Below are 21,476 nucleotides of genomic sequence, written 5' to 3'. Positions count from 1 at the left end.
TCAGGCGCGTCGGTCGATCGCCTGCCCGGCCAGCGCAACCAGGGCCGCGCGGGCGTCATCGGCCACCACGGCATTCTGCAGAGCGGAGAGCGCGGCCTCGGTCCGGACCCGGATCATCTGCTCGATCCGCTCCCGCGCGCCGGTCGCCTCGATGATGTCGCGCAGCTCCGCCGCGCCCTCGGCGTCCAACGCCGGGTTGCCGAACAGCTCCCGCAACCGGATGGTCTGCGGCCGGTCGGCGGCGCTGCGGGCCAGCGCCATCATGACTGTGGGCTTGCCCTCACGCAGGTCGTCCAGGACCGACTTCCCGGTGACCGCCGGGTCACCGAACACGCCCAGGACGTCGTCGCGGAGCTGGAACGCGTCACCCAGCGGGTCACCGAACTCGCCCAGCGCGGCGATCAGCTCCGGCTCCGCGCCGGCCAGGGCAGCACCGATCTGCAACGGCCTGGTGACCGTGTACCGGGCGGCCTTCATCCGGATCACTGTGAGCGCGCTGGCCACCGAGCCGTCACCCACGCCCGAGACCAGGTCCAGGTACTCCCCCGCGATCACCTCCGTACGCATCAGCGCGAACACGCCGTACCCCCGGTGCACCTGCTCGGTGCTCAGCCCGCACTCGTGGAACATCTGATCCGACCAGGCCGCGCAGAGGTCCCCGCAGAGCAGCGCGGTGTTGCGGCCGTACGCCTCGGGGTCACCGCGCCACGACGAGCGGGCGTGCAGGTCGGCGAAGAGCCGGTGCACCGACGGCTCACCCCGGCGGCGGTCGCTGCCGTCCAGGATGTCGTCGTGGATCAGCGCGAACGCGTGGAACAGCTCCAGGGCCGCCGCGGCCACCACGATCGGGGTGCCGTCGGCCGCCCCCGCGCCGCGCCAACCCCAGTAGCAGAAGAGCGGTCGTAACCGCTTGCCACCGGCCAGCACGAACCGCTGCAGCGCGGTGAACACGCCCCGCGGCGCCCCGTCCGGCCAGTCCGGGCCCTGCCGGCTGAGAAACCCGGCCAGCTCCGCGTCGAAGCGCGCCCGCAGCTCGCTGGCGTCGGTGGGCGCGACGGTGACCGTCATGAGCCCTCCCCCGACCCGCCCGCACCGCCGGGGCTCAGCCCGGCCAGCTCCAGCAGCAGCGCCTTGACCTCGGTCGCCGCGATCTTGTCCCGGGCCGCCGTCGGGTCGGAGCAGAGCAGCACCGGGCCGTCCGCCGGGTCGTCCGGCAGCCGCCCGTGCGAGCCGCGCACCGCCCGCGCGCCGGCATCGAGGCCGACGGCGCTCATCAGGTACCGCATGCCGAGCTTCTTGCGGGCCAGGGCGACCCCGGCCCGGGCCTTCGCGGCACCGGGGTTGGCCGGGTCGAAGAACAGCTCCGCCGGGTCGTAGCCCGGCTTCCGGTGAATTTCCACGAGCCGGGCGAAGTCGGGTGCCTGGGCGTCGTCCAGCCAGTAGTAGTAGGTGAACCAGGCGTCCGGCTCGGCCACCAGCACCAGCTCACCGGCGCGCGGATGGTCCAGCCCGTGTGCGGCCTTGCCCTCGGCGTCGAGCACCTCGGCCACCCCGGGCAGGCCGGCGCAGAGCTTCGCCACCGCCGGCACGTCGGCCGGATCCTTGACGTAGACGTGCGCGATCTGGTGGTCGGCGACCGCGAACGCCTTCGACGTCCACGGGTCGAGGTACTCCATGCCCGCCTGGGTGTGCACCCGCAACAGGCCCTCGGCGCGCAGCAACCGGTTGACGTCCACCGGGCGGGACACGTCGGTGATGCCGTACTCCGACAGCACCACCACGGTGGCGTCCCGGGCCCGGGCGGCGTCCAGGAGCGGGCCGAGCACCGCGTCCAGCTCGGCTGCCGCCGCGGCGGCCTGGGCCGACGAGGGACCGAAGCGTTGCAGGTCGTAGTCCAGGTGCGGAACGTAGACCAGGGTCAGGTCGGGTGACACGTCGGCGAGGATCTGCTCGGCCGCCTGGCAGATCCACCGCGACGACGGCAACCCGGCCGTCGGCCCCCAGTAGGTGAAGAGCGGGAAGGTGCCCAACCGCCCGGTGAGCGCGTCGTGCAGCTCCGGCGGGTCGGTGTAGCAGTCCGGTTCCTTGCGCCCGTCGGCGTAGTAGACCGGGCGGGGCGTCACCGTCCAGTTGACGTCGGCGCCCATGGCGTACCACCAGCAGACGTTGGCCACCGTGTAGCCGGGTTCGGCCCGACGGGCGGCCTGCCAGAGCTTGTCCCCGCCGACCAGCGCGTTGTGCTGCCGCCACAGCAGCACCTCGCCCAGCTCCCGGAAATACCACCCGTTCCCGACGATCCCGTGCCCGCTGGGCTGCTCGCCGGTGAGGAAGGTGGACTGCACCGAGCAGGTCACGGCGGGCAGCACGGTGCCCAGCTCGGCCCGGAAGCCGCCGTCGGCCACCCCCCGCAGTCGAGGCATGTGCGCCAGTAGTCGGGGCGTCAACCCCACCACGTCGAGGACCACCAGTCGTCGGCTCATCGCGTCACCCCCATGCTCACGGTTCGTTCTGCGGTCAGGCCGAGGCCGACCAGTTCGTCCCGGGCGAAGGCCAGCTCCGCGGCGATGCCGGCGGCCAGCTCCGCGTCGGTGCCGGGCCGTCGGGCGGCCGGCAGCACCCCCCAGGTGTACGTCTCGACGTCGAGGTGGTCGCAGCCGGCGGTCGGGCCGTCGAAGAGCGCTCTCAGGGCCGCGCGGAGCACCGGCAGGGTCGAGCCGAGCGGCTCCTCGGGTGGGGCGTGCAGCGGCACGTGGTAGTGCACCCGCCACGGGCCGGGCAGCGCCCGGTCCAGCGCCTCGTCCAGATCGTCGGCCGCGTACGTCGGGTCGGCCGGATCGGCCAGACCGGCGCAACCGGCGCCCCGGGTCTGGTGCAGGAAGCGCGGCTCCACCCAGCGGCGCAACGCCTCGGCCCCGCCCTCCGGGTCGGCGGCCTCGACAGCGGCCGAGACCTGCACCTTCACCACCGGCAGTCCGGCCGCCCGCAGTCGTCGCAGTGCTTCGGCCGGCTCCTCCCAGGCACAGGCCAGGTGGGCCAGGTCGAGGCAGACACCCAACCGGTCGGTGTCCATTCCGGACAGCAGCTCGGCCGCCTGACCGGTGCTCTCCACCACACAGCCGGGCTCCGGCTCGAAGGCGACGCGCACCTCACGGCCGGTGTCCCGCTGCACGTCGGCCAGGCCGGCGGCCAGTTGGTCCAGGCGGCGTCGGGCCGCGTCGGCCCGGTCGGTGTCCCACGGTCGACGCCAGGCCAGCGGCAGCGTGGAGATCGAACCCCGGGCGGCGTCGTCGGGCAGCAGGTCGGCGAGCACCCTGGCCAAATTCAGTGTGTACGTCAGGCGCTGCTCGGTGGTCCAGTCCGGGTGGTACACGTCCTGCTTGACCACCGGGGCCTGGAAGGCCGCGTACGGGAAGCCGTTGAGGGTGACCACCTCCAGGCCGCGCGCGTCCAGCTCGGTGCGCAACCGGCGGCGGAGCGTCGGGTCGGCGGCCAGCTCGGCGGCGACCGGGGCGGCCAGCCACAGGCCGAGCCCGAGCAGGTCGCTGCCGAGCGTCTCGCGGACCGGCACCGCGTAGGTGTCCAGTTGACCGAGGATGCCGGCGAGGTCCTCGGCCGGGTGCACGTTGGTGCAGTAGCCCAGGTGGACGGTCTCGCCGCCGGCATGTCGCAGCCGCATCAGCTGCCGCCGCGCAGGATCGAGTTGCCGGTCTGCGGGTCCACCGCGGCGGCGGTGTCCAGGTCGCTGAGGTCGAGCCGCCCCGACTGACCGTAGAACTCCACCGGGTTTCGCCACAGCACCTTGTCGACGTCGTCGTCGCTGAAGCCGGCCGCGAGCATCGCCTCGCCGGTGGCCCTGGTCAGCAGCGGGTCGGAGCGCCCCCAGTCGGCTGCCGAGTTGACCAGCATCCGTTCCGTGCCGTACTCCCGCAGCAACTCCACCATCCGCTGCGGGGTCATCTTGGTGTCCGGGTAGATGGAGAAACCCAGCCAGCAGCCGCTGTCGCGGACCAGCTTCACCGTCACCTCGTTGAGGTGGTCGACGACCACCCGACCCGCGTCGATGCCGGACTCGGCGACCACGGCGAGGGTCCGCTCGCAGCCGCGCGCCTTGTCCCGGTGCGGGGTGTGCACCAGCGCCGGCAGGTCGTACGCCACCGCGAGGGCGAGCTGCGCCGCGAACGCCTCGTCCTCCTCGGGCGTCATCGAGTCGTACCCGATCTCGCCGACCGCCACCACCGCGTCCTTGTCCAGGTAGCGGGGCAGCAGGTCGAGGACCGGCCGGCAGCGCGGGTCGTTGGCCTCCTTGGGGTTCAGCGCGATGGTGGCGAAGTGGCGCACCCCGAACTGCCCGGCCCGGAACGGCTCCCAGCCGATCAACGAGTCGAAGTAGTCGGTGAACGAGGCGGCGCTGGTGCGCGGCTGACCCAGCCAGAACGCCGGCTCCACCACCGCGCGCACTCCGGCGGCGGCCATCCGTTCGTAGTCGTCGGTGGTGCGCGAGGTCATGTGGATGTGGGGGTCGAAGATGCGCATTCACGCCTCCCGGGGCAGTGCGGCGGTGAGCCGGTGGAGCAGGTCGTTGGCGTCGGCGGGCAACTCCCGGCCGGCGGCGTGCCGTTCGGCGGCCAGCGCGGCCAGCATCGCGGTCAGCTCGCCGTCGGCCCGGCTGTCCAGGTCCGCCACGTTGGCCAGGGGAACGCCGCTGAACACGCACTTGAGCACCGCCTGCCGCCAGGCGGCCTGGTCGAGGTGCCGGGCGTACGGGCCGAGCGCGGCGGCGACCAGCCGGGTGTCGTTGGTCCGGATCGCGTCGTGCAGCAACGGAACCGCGTCGGCGCCGATCGGCAGCAGCGGCAGGGCACGCAGCACGGCCCGTCGTTCGGCCGCGTCACCGTGCTGGTAGAGGCGCTCGGCGTACGCCGCGTGCTCGCCTTGCAGGCTGGTGAGCAGCAGCACCCGGGCCGCGTCGTCGGCGGTCCAGCCGGGTGCGTCGGGCAGTGCGGCCCGCCCGCAGCGTCGGCCGACGGCGGGAAAGAGCCGGGTGATCGCGGTGGGCTCGGTGCTGACCCGGCGCAGCGCCGTGTCCAGCCAATCGGGATCGGGTACGCCTCCCAGCGCGGCCCGCAGTGAATCCGGTGTCATCCCGTCTCCTCCCTTGTGCTGCTCCCCGGTGCCCCGCCACCACCCTTTGCTCTGCACCTATATATGCACCGGGGCCTCTTCGGCAGGTCGCGCCTCGGCAGGTGTCGCCCCGGCGGGTGTCGCCTCGGCGGGTGTCGCCTCGGCGGGTGCAGAGCAAAGGGTGTGGGCAGGGTCGTATTCGGTAGCCGCGGCGGCCCGCAGGAACTCGATCGACCGGGCGGCCACGGCGGGCGCGGCGTGCGAGTCGCGGGGCAACTCGACGGCGACCAGACCGCGGTAGCCGGCGTCGCGCAGCGCGGCCAGCACCGGCGGGAAGTCGATCTCGCCGACGCCGAACTCCAGGTGCTCGTGCACGCCTCGGCGCATGTCGTCGATCTGCACGTTGACCAGGTGATCGGCCACCTCGGCGACGCACTGCGGCACCGGCCAGGGCTCCAGGCACCGGCAGTGGCCGATGTCGAGGGTGATGCCGAAACGAGCCGGGTTGTCGAGTGCCGCGTGCAGCCGACGCCAGTCGGCGATGTCCTGCACCAGCATGCCCGGCTCCGGTTCGAAGCCGAGTGTGACGCCAGCGGTGTCGGCCGCGTCGACCACTGTGGCGCAGCCGGACACCAGCCGGTCCCAGGCGCACTGCTGTGACACCGCCTCGGGTCGGACACCGGCCCAGAACGAGACCGCCTCCGCGCCCAGGTCGGCGCCGATCCGCACGGCCCGGCGCAGGAACTCGATCCGCCGCGTCGGGTCGTCGTGCAGCAACGTCGGGGCGTGCTTCTGCCACGGGTCGAGCAGGTAGCGGGCACCGGTCTCGATGACCACCGCCAGGCCCAGCGACTCCAACCGTCGACCGACAGCGGCGACCCGGCGGGTGAGCCCGGGCGCGAACGGGTCCAGGTGGTCGTGGTCCAGGGTGAGCGCCACCCCGTCGTAACCGAGGTCGGCGATGACGGCGAGCGCGTCGTCGAGGCGGTGGTTGGCGAAGCCGTTCGTGCCGTACCCGAGGCGCAGCGTGGTGGCGTCGGCGGCCGACGCACCGGGCCGGGGCTCGGGGACGCTCATGTCGGGGAGACCTTCCGGGCCAGCCGTCGACCCAGCGGCGCGGCCGCCGCGACGGCCACCCCGAGCAGACCCGCCCCACCCCGTGCGGTGAGGGCTCCCTGGAGGGCCGGCAACCCGGTGATCCCGGCGCCGACGGCCGCGCGGACCCGCCCGGCCGACGGGTCCCGGACCACCTCGGCCTGGGCCGCGCCGTACCGGGCGGCGTACCAGCCGGCCAGCACCGCGGGCAGCAGCGCCGCGATAGTGGCCGACCGGCTGCGACCCGCGCGCACGCCGGTCTCGTCGACGGTGTCGGCCCGGTCGGTGGCCCCGGGCTGGTTCGTCGATCGGTGGGCTGCGCGTCGGGCGCCCGGCACGGCGACGGCGGCACTGGCGGCGACCAACGCGGTGCCGGCGAGGGTGCGCATCGGCAGGGTGGCGTCGGCGCCGGTGACCTCCCGGCGGGACAGCGCGGTGACCGTCCAGGTGTGCGCGGCGACGGTGGCCGCCGCCGGCAACGCCCGGGTGATCCGGCCGCCGGACGCGCCGAGCAGCACGTCCAGCCCTCGGCAGGCGGCCATCACGGCCGGGCCGGCCGCGGTGTTCTTGGCCAGCAGGTCGTACCCCCAGATGGTGGCGGCCAGCGGCACGGCGAGCGCGGCGGCGCGGCGACCGCCCGCGGCGGCGGCCAGGCCCACGCCGGCGGCCGTGAGGCCCGCCGCGAGGCCGACAGCGGCGGCCGGGGTGATCCGCCCGCTCGGGATCGGCCGCTCGGGCCGTTCCTCGGCGTCCAGGCGTCGGTCGGCCCAGTCGTTGGCGGCCATGCCGGCCCAGTAGAGCAGCACCGATGCGCCGGCCAGGGCCGGGGTACGCGGGCTCAACGCGCCGGCCGCCGCGGCCCCGGCGATCACGTCACCGGGCACCGAGAGCGCGGCCGGCGCCCGGACCAGCTCGGCGAGATCAGCCAACGTTGTCATGGTCACCGTCTCCGCCGTCGTGCAGTTGCCGGGTGAAGGCGGTCAGCCGGGCCCACTGCTCACCCAGCGAGTGGGTGGGCGCGCCCAGCGGGTCCTTGAAGAAGAAGCCCAGGTCGGCCAGCGGCCCCACCTGCCCGGCGGCGTGCGCGGCGGCGGTGAGCCGGGCCAGGTCGAGTACCAGCGGCGCGGCCAACGCGGAGTCGCAGCCGTGCCAGGTGAACTCCATCCGCATGCCGGTGCCGAGGAAGCCGCTGAAGGTGATCAGATCCCAGGCGGTCTTGAAGTCGCCCAGCTCCTCGACGTACTCGATGCGGGTGCCGCCCTGCGGGACGTAGCCCAGCGTCTCGCCGAGCACCCGCTGCTTGCTCTGCACCTTCGCCGCGTTCGCGGCCGGGTCGGCGAGGGTGGCGCCGTCGCCACCGCCGAGCAGGTTGACCCCGGACCAGGAGCCCACGGCCAGGTTGCGCATCGCGAACATCGGCGCGAGCACCGACTTGACAAGGGTTTCCCCGGTCTTGCCGTCGTGCCCGGCGTACGGCAGTCGGGCCTCCTCGGCCAGCGCGGCCAGCGCCGGCAACCGCAGCCCGGTGGACGGGGTGAAGTCGACGTACGGGCAGCCGGCGAGCACTGCGGCGTACGCGTAGAGGGAGCTGACCGGCAGCACCTCGTCCGGGCCGTCGAGGGCGGCGCGTAGCGCGGCCGGGTCGGCGTGCGCGGGGTGCGGTTCGGGGGCCGGCTCGGTGGCGGAGACGTTGACCACCACCACCCGGTCCAGTTCGTGCCGCTCGCGGAAGCTGGTCAGGTCGCGGACCACTGCCTCGGCCCGGTCGGCCTGGGTGTCGCCGACCGGTGCTGGGCGCAGTTCCTGCTCGACCACGCCCAGCTCGTCGCGGAGCGCGGCGACCAGTCGCCAGGGGATGACACCGGCGTCGGCGAGGGCCTCGGCGCGCTTGCACAGCGGAGTGGTGGCCAGATCGTGTCCGCCGAAGACCAGATCGGTGAAGGCCGGCAGGGCCGGGCCGCGCAGCTCGGGAAGCTCGGTGACGCAGCCGGTCGGCCCGGCCAGGCCGGCCCGCAGCGCGAGCCCCCCGACGATGCTGGTGGTCGCGACCGAACCGCGCGCTCCTACCAGCCAGACACCTGTTCGCATGGTGCTCCTTCCCCTTCACGAGGAACCGTCGGTACCGCTAAATATAGGAATATCAGAATATGTTTCGGAAAGATACGGGCCAGTTTCGGAAAGTTTCGGGCCGGGGTGGATGGGCCCCGTCCGCTCGCCCCGCACCGGAACAGCACCGGCTTCCGACGTCGGCGTCGGCGGCGACGACGCCGGACCGGATCCCGGCAGGTGCGAGCAGACGGGGCTGGTAGGCAGGGTCGGGTCGGCGTCTCGACCCTGCCTCCCCCGCATCCGGCCGGTCGGGGCATTGGCATGCCTCGGCCGGGCGTCTCAGGCCGCCGCGCCCACCGGAACACCGACCGAACCACTACCCGCCGGGAACCGGCGAGCGGATGCGGTACGGGTGGGGGCGGCGGCGGGCGGTGTCATCAGGTCCTCCGGAGGTCACCGGTGGTGGCGGTCCTCCGGTGCGGCCGGGGAATCCCGGTCCGGTCGCACCGGACGACCGTCCTGCTCGTGCGCCACCGGGCCGTAAGGCCCGGCCGCACGCTCTCCGAAGCCGACCTCTGTCCCGGCCACGGGGCGCAATCCGTGGTTGGTCCCTCGCCGGTCGGCTTCGGAAAGCCGGTCGGGCGATGGCGGTGCGAACACCGCCGTCGCGGATGGTCAATGGTCAGACGGTCGCCGCGGTCAGCGTCGGTTCCACCTCGGCCCAGGAGGAGCCGAGCTCCGCCGAGCGGGCCACCGCGTCCAGCACCAGCTGGACCTGCAACGCGTCGGCGAAGGAGGGAGTCGGGTCGACACCGGTGGCGACCGCCTCGATGAAATCGCGCATCTCGTGCGTGAACGAGTGCTCGTAGCCGATGATGTGGCCCGGCGGCCACCACGCCGACATGTACGGGTGCTCGCCCTCGGTCACCAGGATGCGGCTGAAGCCCTGCTCCACGGCCGGGCGGGTTGCGTCGTAGAACTCCAGCTCGTTGAGGCGCTCCAGGTCGAAGACCACACTGCCCAGCGAGCCGTTGATCTCGACGCGCAGCGCGTTCTTACGGCCGGTCGCGAACCGGCTCGCCTCGTACGTGGCCAGGGCGCCACCGTCGAGTCGCGCCACGAAGACCGCGGCGTCGTCGACGGTGACAGTCCCGGTGGGCGCCGTGTGGCCGTCCACCGAGGCCGCCAGACCGCTCGACTCGGCCGGCAACGGCCGCTCCTTGACGAAGGTCTCGGTGACCGCGCTGACGCCGCTGATCCGCTGACCCGTGACGAACTGGGTCAGGTCGATGATGTGCGCACCGATGTCACCGAGCGCGCCGGAGCCCGCCCTGTCCTTCTGCAACCGCCAGACCAGCGGGAACTGCGGGTCCACGATCCAGTCCTGCAGGTACGTCGCACGGACGTGTCGAATCACCCCGAGCCGTCCGTCGGCGACCAACTGGCGCATCATCGTGACCGCGGGGACCCGGCGGTAGTTGAACCCGCACATCGACCGCACTCCGGAGGCCCGGGCGACGTCCGCCGCAGCGGTCATCGCCCGTGCCTCCTCCACCGAGTTGGCCAACGGCTTCTCGCACAGAACGTGCTTGCCTGCGGCCAACGCGGCGAGAGCGATCTCGGCGTGACTGTCGCCCGGGGTGCAGATGTCGACGACGTCGATGTCGTCCCGGTTGATCAGGTCACGCCAGTCGGTGGTGTACGCGTCCCAGCCGAGTGTGTCGGCGGCGTCAGCCACCTTCGCTGTGTCTCGGCCGCAGATCAACGCCATCCGGGCCCGCGCCGGCAGGTCGAAGACGCGGTTCACGGTGCGCCACGCCTGTGAGTGCGCGGCGCCCATGAACGCGTAGCCGACCATGCCGACCCGCAGTTCTTTGTCTGTCGTGGACAAGGTGGGTCTCCCCCCGGTATGTCAGAACCCGAGCTTGTCGTAGCTGCTCGCGTTCTCCTTGGTGATCGTCTCCGAGGCCAGGGTCACTTCCTTGGGCACCTGCAGCTCCGTCAGGTCGCCCAGGCCCCGACCCTGCGCGATGAGCCGCGCGAGCGAGACCGCCGAGGAGGCCATCGACGGGTTGTAGGTGACAGTGGCCTTGAGCACGGTGTTGTCGGCCTTGATCGCGTCGATCGCGAGCTTGGAGCCCGCGCCGCCGACCATGAAGAACTCCGACCGGTTGGCCTGCTTGATGGCCGCGAGCACACCGATGCCCTGGTCGTCGTCGTGGTTCCAGATGGCGTCGATCTTCGGCAGCGCCTGGAGCAGCTGGGACGCCTCGCGCTGACCGCTGTCCGAGGTGAACTCGGCCGAACGACGGTTGCCCACCTTGAACCCGTAGGTCGCTAGGGCAGCCTTGAAGCCCTCGCTGCGCTCGACGGTCAGCGGGATCTCCAGACCGGCGATCTCACCGATGACCGGGTTGGCGACGCCCTTGTCCTTGAGCATCTTGCCGATGAAGTGCCCGGCCGAGACGCCCATGCCGTAGTTGTCGCCCTTGATGACCAGCCGCGAGGCCAGCGCGTCGGGGAACGCCCGGTCGAGGTTCACGATCGGGATGCCCGCCTGCATCGCCTGGAGGGCAACGGCGTTGACCTCCTTGCCGTCGTGCGGCAGCACGACGATGATGTCCGGCTTCTGGGCGATCAGCGTGCCGAGCGTGGAGCGCTGGGCCTCGGAGTTCGACCCACCGTCGACCTCCTTGAACTCCACGTCCGAGTAGGCGGCGGCCTGCGCCTTGGCGTTGGCGTGGATCGCGCCCATCCAGCCGTGGTCGGCGGCCGGGGCGGAGAAGCCGATGACGACCTTCTTGCCCGGGGCGTTGTTGCCTTCACTGTTTCCGGCGGCCTTGGTCTGGGTGCTGGCGGCCGGGGTCTCGTTGCTGGTGCAGGCGGTGAGGAGGGTGGCAGCGCCCACTGCGGCTCCACCGAAGAGCAACCGGCGGCGCGACAGGTCGCGACTGTGCTGGGTCATTAATGACCTCCTGGGAGCGGGATTTGACTTATTGAGGGTGTGCGGGGCCCGGCCAGCGTCGATTTCTCGACGTCGCCAGGACAACGGTGCGGTGCGTCAGGTTGCGGTGGTGACCCTGTTCCGCGCGAGGAGCCGAGTGACTGACTTGAACTGGAACTGCTGGACCAGGACGGCGGCGACGATGATGCCGCCCTTGACCATGTTCTGCGCCTCGATGGAGAGGCCGTTGATGGCGAAGAGGTTCGTGATGGTGGCGAAGATGATGACGCCGAGCAGCGAGCCGACGATCGTGCCCCGGCCGCCGCTGAGCAGAGTCCCGCCGATGATCGCCGCGGCGATCGCGTCCAACTCGTACAGGTTGGCCATCGCCGCCTGCGCCGAGGTCGCCTGCGAGGTGAGCATGATGGCGGCGATACCGCAGCAGAGACCGGAGAGCGCGTAGAGCAGCATGGTGTGCCGCCGGACGTTGATGCCGGCCAGCCGCGCCGCCTCCGGGTTACCACCGACGGCGATGGTCCGCCGGCCGAAGGTCGTGCGGTTGAGCACTACCCAACCGGCCAGCACGACCGCGCCGAGGATGTAGACCAGGATCGGGATCCCGATCACCTTGCGCGCGGCGATGTCGTTGATGAAGGTGCTGCTCGACACCTGGGTCTGCTTGTTGGAGATCGACGCCGCGAGCCCTCGCGCGGCCACCAGCATCGCGAGCGTCGCGATGAAGGGGACCAGCCGCCCGTACGAGATGAGCACACCGTTGACGAGACCGACGCAGATGCCGACCGCGAGGGCGGTGAAGATCATGCCGCCGGCGCCGTAGCTCTGGGTGGCCACAGTGGTGCACCAGACCCCGGCCAGCGCGACGATCGCGCCGACCGACAGGTCGATGCCACCACCGATGATCACGAAGGTCATCCCGACAGTGACCACGCCGACGACCGAGGCCAACTGGAGAATGGCCAGGACGTTGTTCCAGACCCAGTTCGGGTCGCCGTACAGGTCGGGCTTGGTGACCGCGCCGACCACGATGAGCGCGGCCAGCACCCCGATCAGGCCGAGGTTGCGCTTGGCGCCGTCGCCACCGTCACCCCGCCACCAGGAGAGCTTGCCCCCGGATCCTGCCTTGTTATTTGCCACCGCCGTCTCCGCCGGGTCCACCGGCGGCGACTGCGCCGGAAGCTGCGGGCGCTCCGGTGTCGCGGTGGGAGTGGGAGTCGCGTCGCTCATGCCGGTGCGCCTTCCATCAAGGACCCCGCCATCACGAGGTCAAGCACAGTGTTCTCGTCGAGTTCGCCGGCCGCGGCTTCGCGGACGACCCGCCCTTCCCGCATCACCAGCACCCGGTCGGCCAGACCCAGCACCTCGGGCACCTCGCTGGAGACCAGCAGCACCCCAACGCCCTGTGCGGCCAATCCCCGGATGACCTGGTAGAGCTCGGCCCGGGCGCCCACGTCCACGCCCCGGGTCGGCTCGTCGAGAAGCAGCAACTTGGTGCCGCCGAGCAGCCAACGCCCGACCACCACCTTCTGCTGGTTGCCGCCGGACAGCGTGCGTACCGGCCGGTCGACGTCCCGGGGCCGCAGCTCCAGGGTCTCCGCGATCCGGTCCGCCTCGGCGCGTTCCTTGGCGGCGTTGGTGAAGCCGAGCCGCGCGTACCGGCCGAAGGTGGCCAGCGTGACGTTGCGGTAGATCGGCTCGCCGAGCAGCAGCGCCTGGCTCTTGCGTTCCTCCGGGGCCATTCCCATGCCGGCGCGAACCGCCGCGCCGACGCCGGGCCGCAGGACCTTGCCGTCCATCTGCACCGTGCCGGCCTCCGGGAGGCGGGCGCCGTAGATCGTCTCCAGCAGTTCGGAACGACCGGAGCCGACCAGCCCCGCGATGCCCACGATCTCCCCGGCACGCACGTTCAGCGACACGTCGGCGAACTCGCCGGTGCGGGTCAACCCCTGCACCTGGAGCAGGTCGGCGCCAGCGGAGTCGTCGGTCGGCCGGTCCGGGAAGACGTACTCGATGGTGCGGCCGGTCATCCGGCTCACCAGGTCGCGGGTCGGGGTGTCGCGCGCCGGCAGGTTCGCCGCCGTGGTCCGGCCGTCCTTGAGGACGGTGACCCGGTCGCCGATCTCGCGGATCTCCTCCAACCGGTGGGAGATGTAGATGACGGCGATGCCCTGCGCGGTCAGCTCTCGGATGATTCGGAACAGGTTGCCGACCTCGTCGTGGGCCAGCACCGCGCTCGGCTCGTCCATGATGATCAGTCGGGCCTCGTGCGACAGCGCCCGCGCCATGCTGACGATCTGTTTGCCGGCCGCCGGCAGTGACCGGACCATCCGCCCCGGCGGGATCTCACCGTGGCCGAGCCGGCTGAGGATCTGCCGGGTGTGCCGGGCCATCCGACCGCGCCGGACGAAACCGAAGTTGCGGTACTCGTGTCCGAGGAACGCGTTCTCCGCCACCGACAGATCCTCGACGAGGTCGAGCTCCTGGTAGATGGTGGCGATGCCCGCCTTCATGGCGGCCTGCGGGTTGGCGAACGTGGCCGGCTCACCGCGCCACTCCACCTGCCCGGAATCCGGTTGGTGCACCCCGGCGAGCACCTTGATGAGGGTGGACTTGCCGGCGCCGTTCTGCCCGAGCAGGCAGTGCACCTCGCCGGCACGCACCTCCAGCTGCACGCCGTCGAGCGCGCGTACGCCGGGGAAGGTCTTCACCAGATCGGTGAGGCGCAGGACCACCTCGCCCGCGACGGTGTCGGCGGGAGCCTCGACCAGCGGCGCCTCGGCGACGGCCTCGGCCGACGCGGTGGCGGGGTCATCCTCGGGCAGAGCCACAGTCTCCTCCTCGCTCACGACGGAATCTCGAACAGCTTCATGCGGCTTCCCCGAAGGCGACGTCGCTCGCGAGCACCGCCGCGCCGGTGACACCGGCACGGCCGCCCAGCTCGGACAGGACGACGGGAAGGTTGCCGGTGGCCAGTGGCAGTGACCGGCGGTAGACCACACTGCGGATCTCGGCGAGCAGGATGTGGCCCAGCTGGGCCAGCCCTCCACCGATCACGATCATGGACGGGTTGGTGAAGCTGACCAGACCGGCGAGCACTCCGCCGACCCGCCGTCCGCCGTCCCGGATCAACTGGATGCAGGTCACGTCGCCCTCGACGGCGCCCTCGGCGACGTCCAGCGCGGTGACGACACCCCGCAGCGCCAGTCGCTCGGCCAGCGCCGGCGACGTGCCACTGCGGGCGGCGGCTGCGGCGTCCTTGGCGAGCGCGGCGCCGCTGAACAGCGCCTCCAGGCAGCCGATGTTGCCGCAGGAGCACATCGGACCGTGCGAGTCGACCTGGATGTGGCCTATGTCGCCGGCACAGCCGTCGGTGCCCCGGTAGACCTCGCCGGTGAGGTAGATGCCGCACCCGATGCCGGTGCCGATCTTCACGAAGAGGAAGTCGTCCACCGAGTGGGCGACACCACCGTGCCGCTCGCCGATCGCCATGATGTTGACGTCGTTGTCGACCACCGCCGGGCAGCCGTGCTCCCGGCTGAGCAGCTCACGCACCGGGAACCGGTCCCAGCCCGGCATGATCGGTGGTGAGACCGGAACGCCGTCGCGGAAGCTGACCGGGCCGGGTACGCCGATGCCGACCGCGTCCAGTCGCTCGTACGCGCCGTCGACCCGGGCCTTGTGCAGCAGTTCGTTGACCCGTTGCAGGGTCACCTTCGGGCCGTTGCGGATGTCGGCCGCCTCGGCGTAGTGGGCCACCGGTTCGAGGCGGCCGTTGACCACCTCGACGTCCATCGAGCTGGCGCCGAGGTCGACGGCGGCGAAGCGCAGCTTCGGGTTCAGCTCGACGAGAGTCGAGCGACGCCCGCCTCGGGATGCGGCGAGCCCGGCCTCGGCCACATAGCCCAGCGTCACCAGGCGATCAAGCTCGGCCAGCATGCGCGGACGCGGCATCTGGAGCCGGTCGCCCAGCTCGGCCCGGGACACGGCACCCTCGTCGCGGAGCAGCCGCAACAGGCGCACGTGTAGGGGGTCGACGGTGCGCACCCGGGGCCCCCTCTTCTTTGGCAGCGTTCACATCGACGCAATGCCGATGTGTTGTGTCCGACACAGTAAGAGCGTTCCACGCCGCCTGTCCAGAGCTTCAACCGTTCCGAGACCAACTTTTGTCCGAAAGAACAAAAGCTACTAGTCGATCATGGAAAGGATCACGGACGGCCCGCGTCCCCTCGCCCACAGTTCCATCGACGGACACGCAAACGCCCCGCCAGCCGATCCTCGGTGGCGGGGCAATTTGGCGCGGGGCGGTGGCCGCAGGGCGATCAGGGCTGAGCCGTCAGCGGCGGCCGGCAGAATTTCGCTTCTTGCGGAGCTTGCGGTCGTCGCGCAGCTCGACGTACGGCTCGTCGTCGACCGAGTGCCCGGCCGAGATGGCGCGACCCCGCTCCAACTCGGCGTCGAACTCCGCCCCCAGCAGGATCGCGATGTTGCTCAGCCAGAGCCACACCAGGAAGATGATGACCCCGGCCAGCGTCCCGTACGTCTTGTCGTACGAGCCGAAGTTGCTCACGTAGAAGGCGAACAGGCCGGAGATCACCAGCCAGATCACCACGGCCAGCACCCCGCCGGGGCTGATCCAGCGGAACCCGCCGTGCCGCGCGTTCGGTGAGGCCCAGTAGAGGATCGCGAACATCAGGCTGACCAGGATCAGCAGCACCGGCCACTTCGCGATGTCCCACACCGCGACCGCCGTCGAACCGAGCCCGATCACGTCACCGACCGACTCGGCGAGGCGGCCGGTGAAGACCACGATCACCGCGCACACCAGCAGCAGCACGCCGATCACCGCTGTCACACCGGCCCGGATCGGCAGCGTCTTCCAGATCGGCCGACCCTCCGGCACGTCGTAGATCGTGTTGGACGCACGCATGAAGGCACCGATGTAGCCGGACGCGGACCAGAACGCGGCCACCAGACCGATGATCGCCGCGACGCTGGCCAGGCCGCCGTTCTGCTGGGCGGTGTTGATCGCGCCCTCGATGATCTCCTGCACGCTGTCGTTCGGCACCGCCTGGTTGACGGTGTCCTTGACGCCCTGGGTGGCACTCTCGCCGAGCAGCCCGAGTAGGGAGATCAGCACCAGCAGGCCGGGGAAGATTGACAGCACCCCGTAGTAGGTAAGCGCGGCGGCCCAGTCGGTGAGGCTGTCGTCCTGGAATTCGGTGATCGTCCGGCGCATCGCCGCCTTCCAGCCGCTGCCGGGCAGGTCGGTGGGGCTGTCCGGGCCCGCGTCGGGCCCGACCGGCGTGGTGGCCGGATCACCCTCGCGCTCACGCTGGGCGGAAGACTCGTCCGAGGTCATCGCCCCTCCTCCTGGTCGGCGGTGTCACCTCCGGACATGCCCCGTGGACGGGCGCGGATAACCCCTACTTGTAGAGCAACCTCGCCATTCGGCGGGAAGCCACCAGCAGACCGATCGCCATCATCGCCAGCAAGTAGAGCACGTCGAGCAGCCAGAGCCAACCACCACTGCCCAGCGCGACCCCGCGGAGCAGGTGCACCGACCGGTACAGCGGGGTGATCTCGACGAGCCAGTGCAGCACTGTCGGGTAGGCCTGCGCCGGCACGAAGGTGCCGGAGAAGAGGAAGAGGGTGAACTGCGCGGAGGCCATCAGGTCGAAATCCTGCCAACTGCGCATGAAGGTGGAGATCGCCATGCCGAGCGCCCCGAACGCGAACCCGACAAGCACCGCGGCCGGGAGAGCGGTCAACGCGCGGGTGACGCTCGTCAACTCCAGCGCGACCATCACGCCGAGGAACGCCGCCGAGTAGGCGCTGCCCCGCAGCATCGCCCAACCCAATTCGCCCACGGCGATCTCGAACGGCCGTACCGGGGTGGCGATCATCCCGTCGTACAGCTTCATGTACTTCATCTTGCCGAAGAAGTTGAAGGTGGTCTCCGCGAGCGCACCGGTCATCGCCGAGGAGGCGAGCATCGCCGGGGCCACGAACTCGGCGTACGAGACCAGCCGCCCGTCGGGCAGCGGCAGGTCGCCGACCAGCGCGCCGACGCCCACCCCGATGGACAGCAGGTAGAGCAGCGGCTCCACGAAGCCGGAGAGCAGCAGCAGCCAGTAGACCGACTTCAGCGCCGCGACGTTGCGCCCGACCACCGACGCCGACCGCCGGGACGCGGCGGAGACGTCGACCAGCCGGGGCAGGATCAGCGTGACCACGGCATCCTCTCTGCTTGCTCTTCGGGTTGCTGTTCAGACGACGAGCTTGCGACGGAACGCGCGCACCGCCAGCAACCAGCCGGCGACCGCCCAGGCGGCCAGGTAGAGCAGGTGCCCGACGATCGACCACTGTGGGGCGACGCCGAGCGTGGCCGCGCGGCACAGGTCCACGGCGTGCCACAACGGTGTCGCGTACGCCAGCCAGCGCAGCGCCTCGGGCAACGACTCGACCGGAAAGAACACCCCGGCGAAGAGCGTCATCGGGATGACCGCGAACCGGAACAGCATCGCCAGCCAACTGTCGCTCGACACCGATGCGGCGTACGCGAAGGTCGGTGCGGCGACGGCCAGCCCGAGCAACGCCACCACCGGCAGGGTGGCCACCGCCCACGGCGACCGCAACGCCCCGAACAGCCCGGTGACCAGTAGGAACGCCACAATCGTGGTGAGCACGCGGAACAGCACGAAGGCCAGGTGCCCGGCCACGATGTCACCCACCCGCAGCGGCGACGCGCCCTGCGCGAAGTAGGTCTTGACCCATTGGAAGTTGCTGAACACCGGCCAGGTCGAGTCACCGACGGTCACCTGGAGCGCTGTCGAGGCGATCAGCCCGGGGACCAGCCAGTCGAGGTAACGCACCCCGCCGACGCCCTGGTCGATGTAGGCGCCGACGCCCACCCCGAACCCGAGGACCGTCAGCACCGGCAGCAGGAACGAGGAGAACACCCCGGCCCGCCAGGTGCGCCGAAGCCCCACCAGGTGGTGCTCGAACACCGCGTACGCCGGCACCCATGGGAACCGCGCCGATCCCGCCGCACTCACCCGACCACCCCGCCCACCGCGCCGACCACCACGACCTGTCTACCCCCGGGGTACGACAGACCGCGGTCACCCTACGACGACCCCGCCGACGTGTCGCCCGGATTTGTGCGCGTCAGGGTTGGCGACTCGCGGCAGGAGTCACCACGCTGTCCACCATGGGCCACCCTCATGACAGGAATTCTGAAGTCCAACGACTCCTCGAAGAGCTGTGCGTCAAGCTGGGCTTCTGCCTGCCCCCTGCAGAGAACCTTCGGCTCCGCGAGTCCTCTCCCAACGACGCGGACAGCTTTACCGATGCGGTCTTCGCGGCCGAGGGGATGGGCGATACGAGCGGCACGGGCCTCCGTCGCCAGGTACGGGAGGTCATCGATCAGCATATGAGCCGATGGGTAAGGGCGGCCGATCAAGCAGCCGGAGACTGAGCGCTAACTACCGGCGGAAGGAGTCGGCACCGACGAACGCCCGCCACGCGTCAGGCGGGAAGAGCAGCGCGGGACCGGTCGGGTCCTTGGAGTCGCGGACGGCCACCAGCCCAGGCAGGTTGCTGGCAACCTCCACGCAGTTGCCGCCATCCGGGCCGCTACGGATGCTCTTGCGCCACCGGGCACCGGTTAGATCCATGTCTCCGCCACCTCCGCCATCAGATCGAGGGACTGCCCGTGCGATAGTGCCTCACCCCGGATCGACTCCCACACCTCGACCATCTGACGGACGTAATCGGCGCGGTCGATGACCTGCCCGTGACGCTGTCCAGCGAGGTAGACAAGGTCCTCCCCCTGCGACGAGCTTGCGATCACGAACGGCCCTCCGAGCCCAGCGTAAGCACCGGCGGGAGTTGGCACGACCTGGATTCGGACCCTCGGGAACGCCGTGCCGAGCTTCACGAGGTGCTGAACTTGCTCGCGCATTACCTCCGGCCCACCGACAGATCGGCGCAGCACGTGCTCGTCGATCACGGCAGTGAGCAGCGGCGGCCGGTCTCGGGTGAGCAGTCTCTGACGGTCCAGCCGGGTTGCCACCTGCTGCTCGACCTCGTCGGCCGCGAACAAGCCGCCGCCGGTCAGTAGCGCGCGGGCGTACCCCTCGGTCTGCAAGAGGCCTGGCACACACAGCGGCTCGAACCAGCGCAGCGCTGTGGTTTCCTGCTCGATGCCGGCCCAGTCGCGGAACCACGGCACCACTGCCTCCCGGCTGATCCGCCGCTGGATGCGTTCGAACCGACCGTCGGCTGAGAACACGGCGTCGCACCGGCGGGCGAAGTCCAGACTTGGCCGGCGCTCGGATGTCTCCACCTTGGCGACAAGCGCCCCGGAATAGCTCAACGCCTCGGCCAGCGCCGTCTGCGACATCCCGTTGGCGGCCCGGGCCAGTCGCAACTCCTCGGCGAAGTGCTCCAGCATGGACGAACTCTCCACGGACACCCTCCGTACATTCCCGTACCGTGCCGGGCCGATTGCCGTACGCGCTGGTCGTCGGCGTGCGGAACCTCCCACCGTAGTCGGGTCTTCACCAGACTGTCACGCAGCGGAACCGCTCACGGGATCCAGACGGCGGGCGGAACCAGGCCGGGAGCGCCCCGTGACCCCCGATCCGGGGCGCTCCCTCCCACCCGACGGAGGTTCCCTCGTGCGACTCACCTGGTCGGCTCATGACGGCGGCGGGCGCTGATGCCGCGGTACCGCCCACACGTAGCGGCACGCCCGTCCTGGCGCTGCCGGGTCTGCGGCGCGGCGTGGCCCTGCTCGCCGGCCCGCCTGGCGCTGCTCGGCGAGTACCGCGAGGACCGGATCGGCCTGCTCATCTACCTCGCCGCGTTGCTGTACGAGGCGGCCGGAGACCTCGCCGGCCAGGCCGGTCAGGACCGACTGACCGACCGATTCATCACCTGGGCCAGAGCCCGTTGAGCGGCGACCGCCGGCAGATCAGCGGTGCGACCGCGCCCAAAGTCGCCCAATTCCGGCGTCTTAGGGGTGCCGTGGCCGCATGGGCAGAATCGAGCGGTGGGCTCAGGCACGGGCACGTTGGGGCCGACCCGGAAAACCGCCTACGCCGCAGCCAAGGAACGGCCGGGCGCCGGTCAGTCGACCAGGGTGCGGCCGGTCAGGTGCAGGAAGACGTCCTCCAGGCCGCTGCGCCGGACCAGCACGTTCGCCGGCTGGAGCCCCAACGCGGTGACCTCGGCGACCGCCGCGTCGCCGTCGGGCACGTAGAGCAGGATCCGGTCGGGCAACACCTCGACCCGCTCCCCCAACCCGTCGAGCTTGCCGGCGAACGGTTCCTGCGACTCGGCGGCGAAGCGCAGCTCGACCACCTCACGGGTCGAGTGCTGCTCGATCAGTGCGCGGGGCGAGCCCTCCGCGACGATCCGGCCGCCGTCCATCACCACCAGGCGGTCACAGAGCTGCTCGGCCTCGTCCATGTAGTGCGTGGTGAGCACCAACGTGACGCCCTGCTGCTTGAGCCGGAACAGCCGCTCCCACACCAGGTGCCGGGCCTGCGGGTCGAGCCCGGTGGTCGGCTCGTCGAGCAGCACGATCTCCGGATCGTTCACCAGCGCGCGGGCGATGGTCAGCCGACGCTTCATGCCACCGGAGAGCGGCTCGACCTTGCTGTCGGCCCGCTCGGTGAGCTGGACGAAGTCGAGCAGCTCGGCGGCGCGCTCCCGGGCCGCCCGGCGGGAGATGCCGAAGTAGCGGGCGTAGACGGTCAGGTTTTCCCGGACGGTCAACTCCGGATCGAGATTGTCCAGCTGGGGGCACACCCCGAGACGCGCCCGGATCGCCGGCCCGTCAGCCACCGGATCCATGTCGAGGATGTGCAGCTCACCCCCGCTGGGTGGGGAGATGCAGCCAATCATCCGCATGGTGGACGACTTGCCCGCGCCGTTGGGCCCGAGGAAGCCGAACGCCTCACCCGGGCGCACCTCGACGTCGATGCCGGCCACGGCGGTGAAATCGCCGAACCGCTTCACCAGCCCGCGAGCCTGAATCAGTGGTCGCCCCGAAGTCACCGCCCGACCCTAACCGCCGGGTCCGACAGCCCTCCACGCAAATACGCGGGGGCGTGCCGGGAGGTGCGACCCGAAACGTGCAGGACGACGCCCGCGACCCGCCGGTCACCCCGACCACGGGCGGCGAAACGCCGATCGATGCCCCACCCGTCAGCCAATCGACGTGTATCGTCCTTTTGTGTCG

Annotated in this window: 20 protein-coding genes; 1 reads left to right on the top strand and 19 read right to left on the bottom strand. The window is 71.1% G+C overall.

Annotated features, from left to right (window positions below; all coding sequences use genetic code 11):
• The 18 genes from KBX08_RS13880 to KBX08_RS13795 all read right to left on the bottom strand — a co-directional run bounded on the left by KBX08_RS13880 (position 1) and on the right by KBX08_RS13795 (position 19,697).
• The gene (locus tag KBX08_RS13880; RefSeq protein ID WP_210783904.1) at positions 1 to 1,068 is read right to left on the bottom strand and encodes a polyprenyl synthetase family protein; all 1,068 of its coding nucleotides are present in this window, start codon (positions 1,066 to 1,068) and stop codon (positions 1 to 3) included.
• The gene (locus KBX08_RS13875) at positions 1,065 to 2,480 is read right to left on the bottom strand and encodes an alkaline phosphatase family protein (RefSeq protein WP_210783903.1); all 1,416 of its coding nucleotides are present in this window, start codon (positions 2,478 to 2,480) and stop codon (positions 1,065 to 1,067) included. The genes KBX08_RS13880 and KBX08_RS13875 overlap by 4 nt, the downstream gene beginning before the upstream one ends.
• Entirely contained in the window at positions 2,477 to 3,676 is a 1,200-nt protein-coding gene (gene eboE, locus KBX08_RS13870; protein WP_210783902.1) for a metabolite traffic protein EboE, read from the bottom strand. Before eboE ends, KBX08_RS13875 begins: the two co-directional genes overlap by 4 nt.
• The gene (locus KBX08_RS13865; RefSeq protein WP_210783901.1) at positions 3,676 to 4,533 is read right to left on the bottom strand and encodes a TatD family hydrolase; all 858 of its coding nucleotides are present in this window, start codon (positions 4,531 to 4,533) and stop codon (positions 3,676 to 3,678) included. The genes eboE and KBX08_RS13865 overlap by 1 nt, the downstream gene beginning before the upstream one ends.
• Positions 4,534 to 5,142, bottom strand: a complete 609-nt coding sequence (locus KBX08_RS13860) for an EboA domain-containing protein (protein ID WP_210783900.1) — start codon at positions 5,140 to 5,142, stop codon at positions 4,534 to 4,536. It lies immediately after the preceding gene.
• Between the two features lie 57 nt (positions 5,143 to 5,199).
• On the bottom strand, positions 5,200 to 6,198 hold the full coding sequence (locus KBX08_RS13855) for a sugar phosphate isomerase/epimerase (RefSeq protein ID WP_247669372.1): 999 nt from the start codon (positions 6,196 to 6,198) through the stop codon (positions 5,200 to 5,202).
• Positions 6,195 to 7,154, bottom strand: coding sequence for an SCO3242 family prenyltransferase (locus KBX08_RS13850; RefSeq protein WP_210783899.1), 960 nt, complete (start codon positions 7,152 to 7,154; stop codon positions 6,195 to 6,197). The genes KBX08_RS13855 and KBX08_RS13850 overlap by 4 nt, the downstream gene beginning before the upstream one ends.
• Positions 7,138 to 8,304, bottom strand: coding sequence for an inositol-3-phosphate synthase (locus KBX08_RS13845; protein ID WP_210783898.1), 1,167 nt, complete (start codon positions 8,302 to 8,304; stop codon positions 7,138 to 7,140). Before KBX08_RS13845 ends, KBX08_RS13850 begins: the two co-directional genes overlap by 17 nt.
• 643 nt (positions 8,305 to 8,947) lie before the next feature.
• Positions 8,948 to 10,123 carry a Gfo/Idh/MocA family protein gene (locus KBX08_RS13840; protein ID WP_374101940.1) on the bottom strand — a complete coding sequence of 392 codons (1,176 nt, stop codon included), beginning with the start codon at positions 10,121 to 10,123 and terminating at the stop codon, positions 8,948 to 8,950.
• Positions 10,124 to 10,177: 54 nt separating this feature from the next.
• Positions 10,178 to 11,230 carry a substrate-binding domain-containing protein gene (locus tag KBX08_RS13835; protein WP_210783896.1) on the bottom strand — a complete coding sequence of 351 codons (1,053 nt, stop codon included), beginning with the start codon at positions 11,228 to 11,230 and terminating at the stop codon, positions 10,178 to 10,180.
• A 96-nt stretch (positions 11,231 to 11,326) separates the two neighbouring features.
• Complete coding sequence (locus KBX08_RS13830) at positions 11,327 to 12,454, bottom strand: ABC transporter permease (protein WP_210783895.1); 1,128 nt, start codon at positions 12,452 to 12,454, stop codon at positions 11,327 to 11,329.
• Positions 12,451 to 13,959, bottom strand: coding sequence for a sugar ABC transporter ATP-binding protein (locus KBX08_RS13825; RefSeq protein ID WP_210783955.1), 1,509 nt, complete (start codon positions 13,957 to 13,959; stop codon positions 12,451 to 12,453). Before KBX08_RS13825 ends, KBX08_RS13830 begins: the two co-directional genes overlap by 4 nt.
• Positions 13,960 to 14,092: 133 nt before the next feature.
• Complete coding sequence (locus tag KBX08_RS13820; RefSeq protein ID WP_210783894.1) at positions 14,093 to 15,271, bottom strand: ROK family protein; 1,179 nt, start codon at positions 15,269 to 15,271, stop codon at positions 14,093 to 14,095.
• Between the two features lie 289 nt (positions 15,272 to 15,560).
• On the bottom strand, positions 15,561 to 16,586 hold the full coding sequence (locus KBX08_RS13815) for a YihY/virulence factor BrkB family protein (RefSeq protein WP_210783893.1): 1,026 nt from the start codon (positions 16,584 to 16,586) through the stop codon (positions 15,561 to 15,563).
• A 64-nt stretch (positions 16,587 to 16,650) separates the two neighbouring features.
• Entirely contained in the window at positions 16,651 to 17,460 is an 810-nt protein-coding gene (locus KBX08_RS13810; protein WP_210783892.1) for an ABC transporter permease, read from the bottom strand.
• Positions 17,461 to 17,493: 33 nt separating this feature from the next.
• On the bottom strand, positions 17,494 to 18,282 hold the full coding sequence (locus KBX08_RS13805) for an ABC transporter permease (protein ID WP_210783891.1): 789 nt from the start codon (positions 18,280 to 18,282) through the stop codon (positions 17,494 to 17,496).
• A gap of 429 nt (positions 18,283 to 18,711) precedes the next feature.
• Positions 18,712 to 18,903, bottom strand: coding sequence for a DUF397 domain-containing protein (locus KBX08_RS13800; RefSeq protein WP_210783890.1), 192 nt, complete (start codon positions 18,901 to 18,903; stop codon positions 18,712 to 18,714).
• Positions 18,894 to 19,697 (bottom strand): helix-turn-helix transcriptional regulator, encoded by an 804-nt coding sequence (locus KBX08_RS13795; protein ID WP_307850545.1) that lies wholly within the window; start codon positions 19,695 to 19,697, stop codon positions 18,894 to 18,896. The genes KBX08_RS13800 and KBX08_RS13795 overlap by 10 nt, the downstream gene beginning before the upstream one ends.
• Positions 19,698 to 19,949: 252 nt before the next feature.
• Here KBX08_RS13795 and KBX08_RS13790 point away from each other — a divergent pair, with 252 nt between their 5' ends.
• A complete protein-coding gene (locus KBX08_RS13790) occupies positions 19,950 to 20,186 on the top strand; it encodes a flavin reductase (protein WP_112675795.1) in 237 nt (78 codons plus the stop codon).
• Between the two features lie 173 nt (positions 20,187 to 20,359).
• On the opposite strand, the gene KBX08_RS13785 is transcribed toward KBX08_RS13790, so the two are convergent.
• The gene (locus KBX08_RS13785; RefSeq protein WP_210783889.1) at positions 20,360 to 21,292 is read right to left on the bottom strand and encodes an ABC transporter ATP-binding protein; all 933 of its coding nucleotides are present in this window, start codon (positions 21,290 to 21,292) and stop codon (positions 20,360 to 20,362) included.
• Between the last annotated feature and the right edge of the window lie 184 nt (positions 21,293 to 21,476).

Origin of the sequence: Micromonospora sp. H61 (assembly GCF_018070325.1) — a bacterium.
In the GTDB taxonomy this organism is placed as follows: domain Bacteria; phylum Actinomycetota; class Actinomycetes; order Mycobacteriales; family Micromonosporaceae; genus Micromonospora; species Micromonospora salmantinae.
The sequence above is the reverse complement of the archived record's forward strand: the minus strand, read 5'-3'. Positions and strand labels throughout refer to the sequence as shown.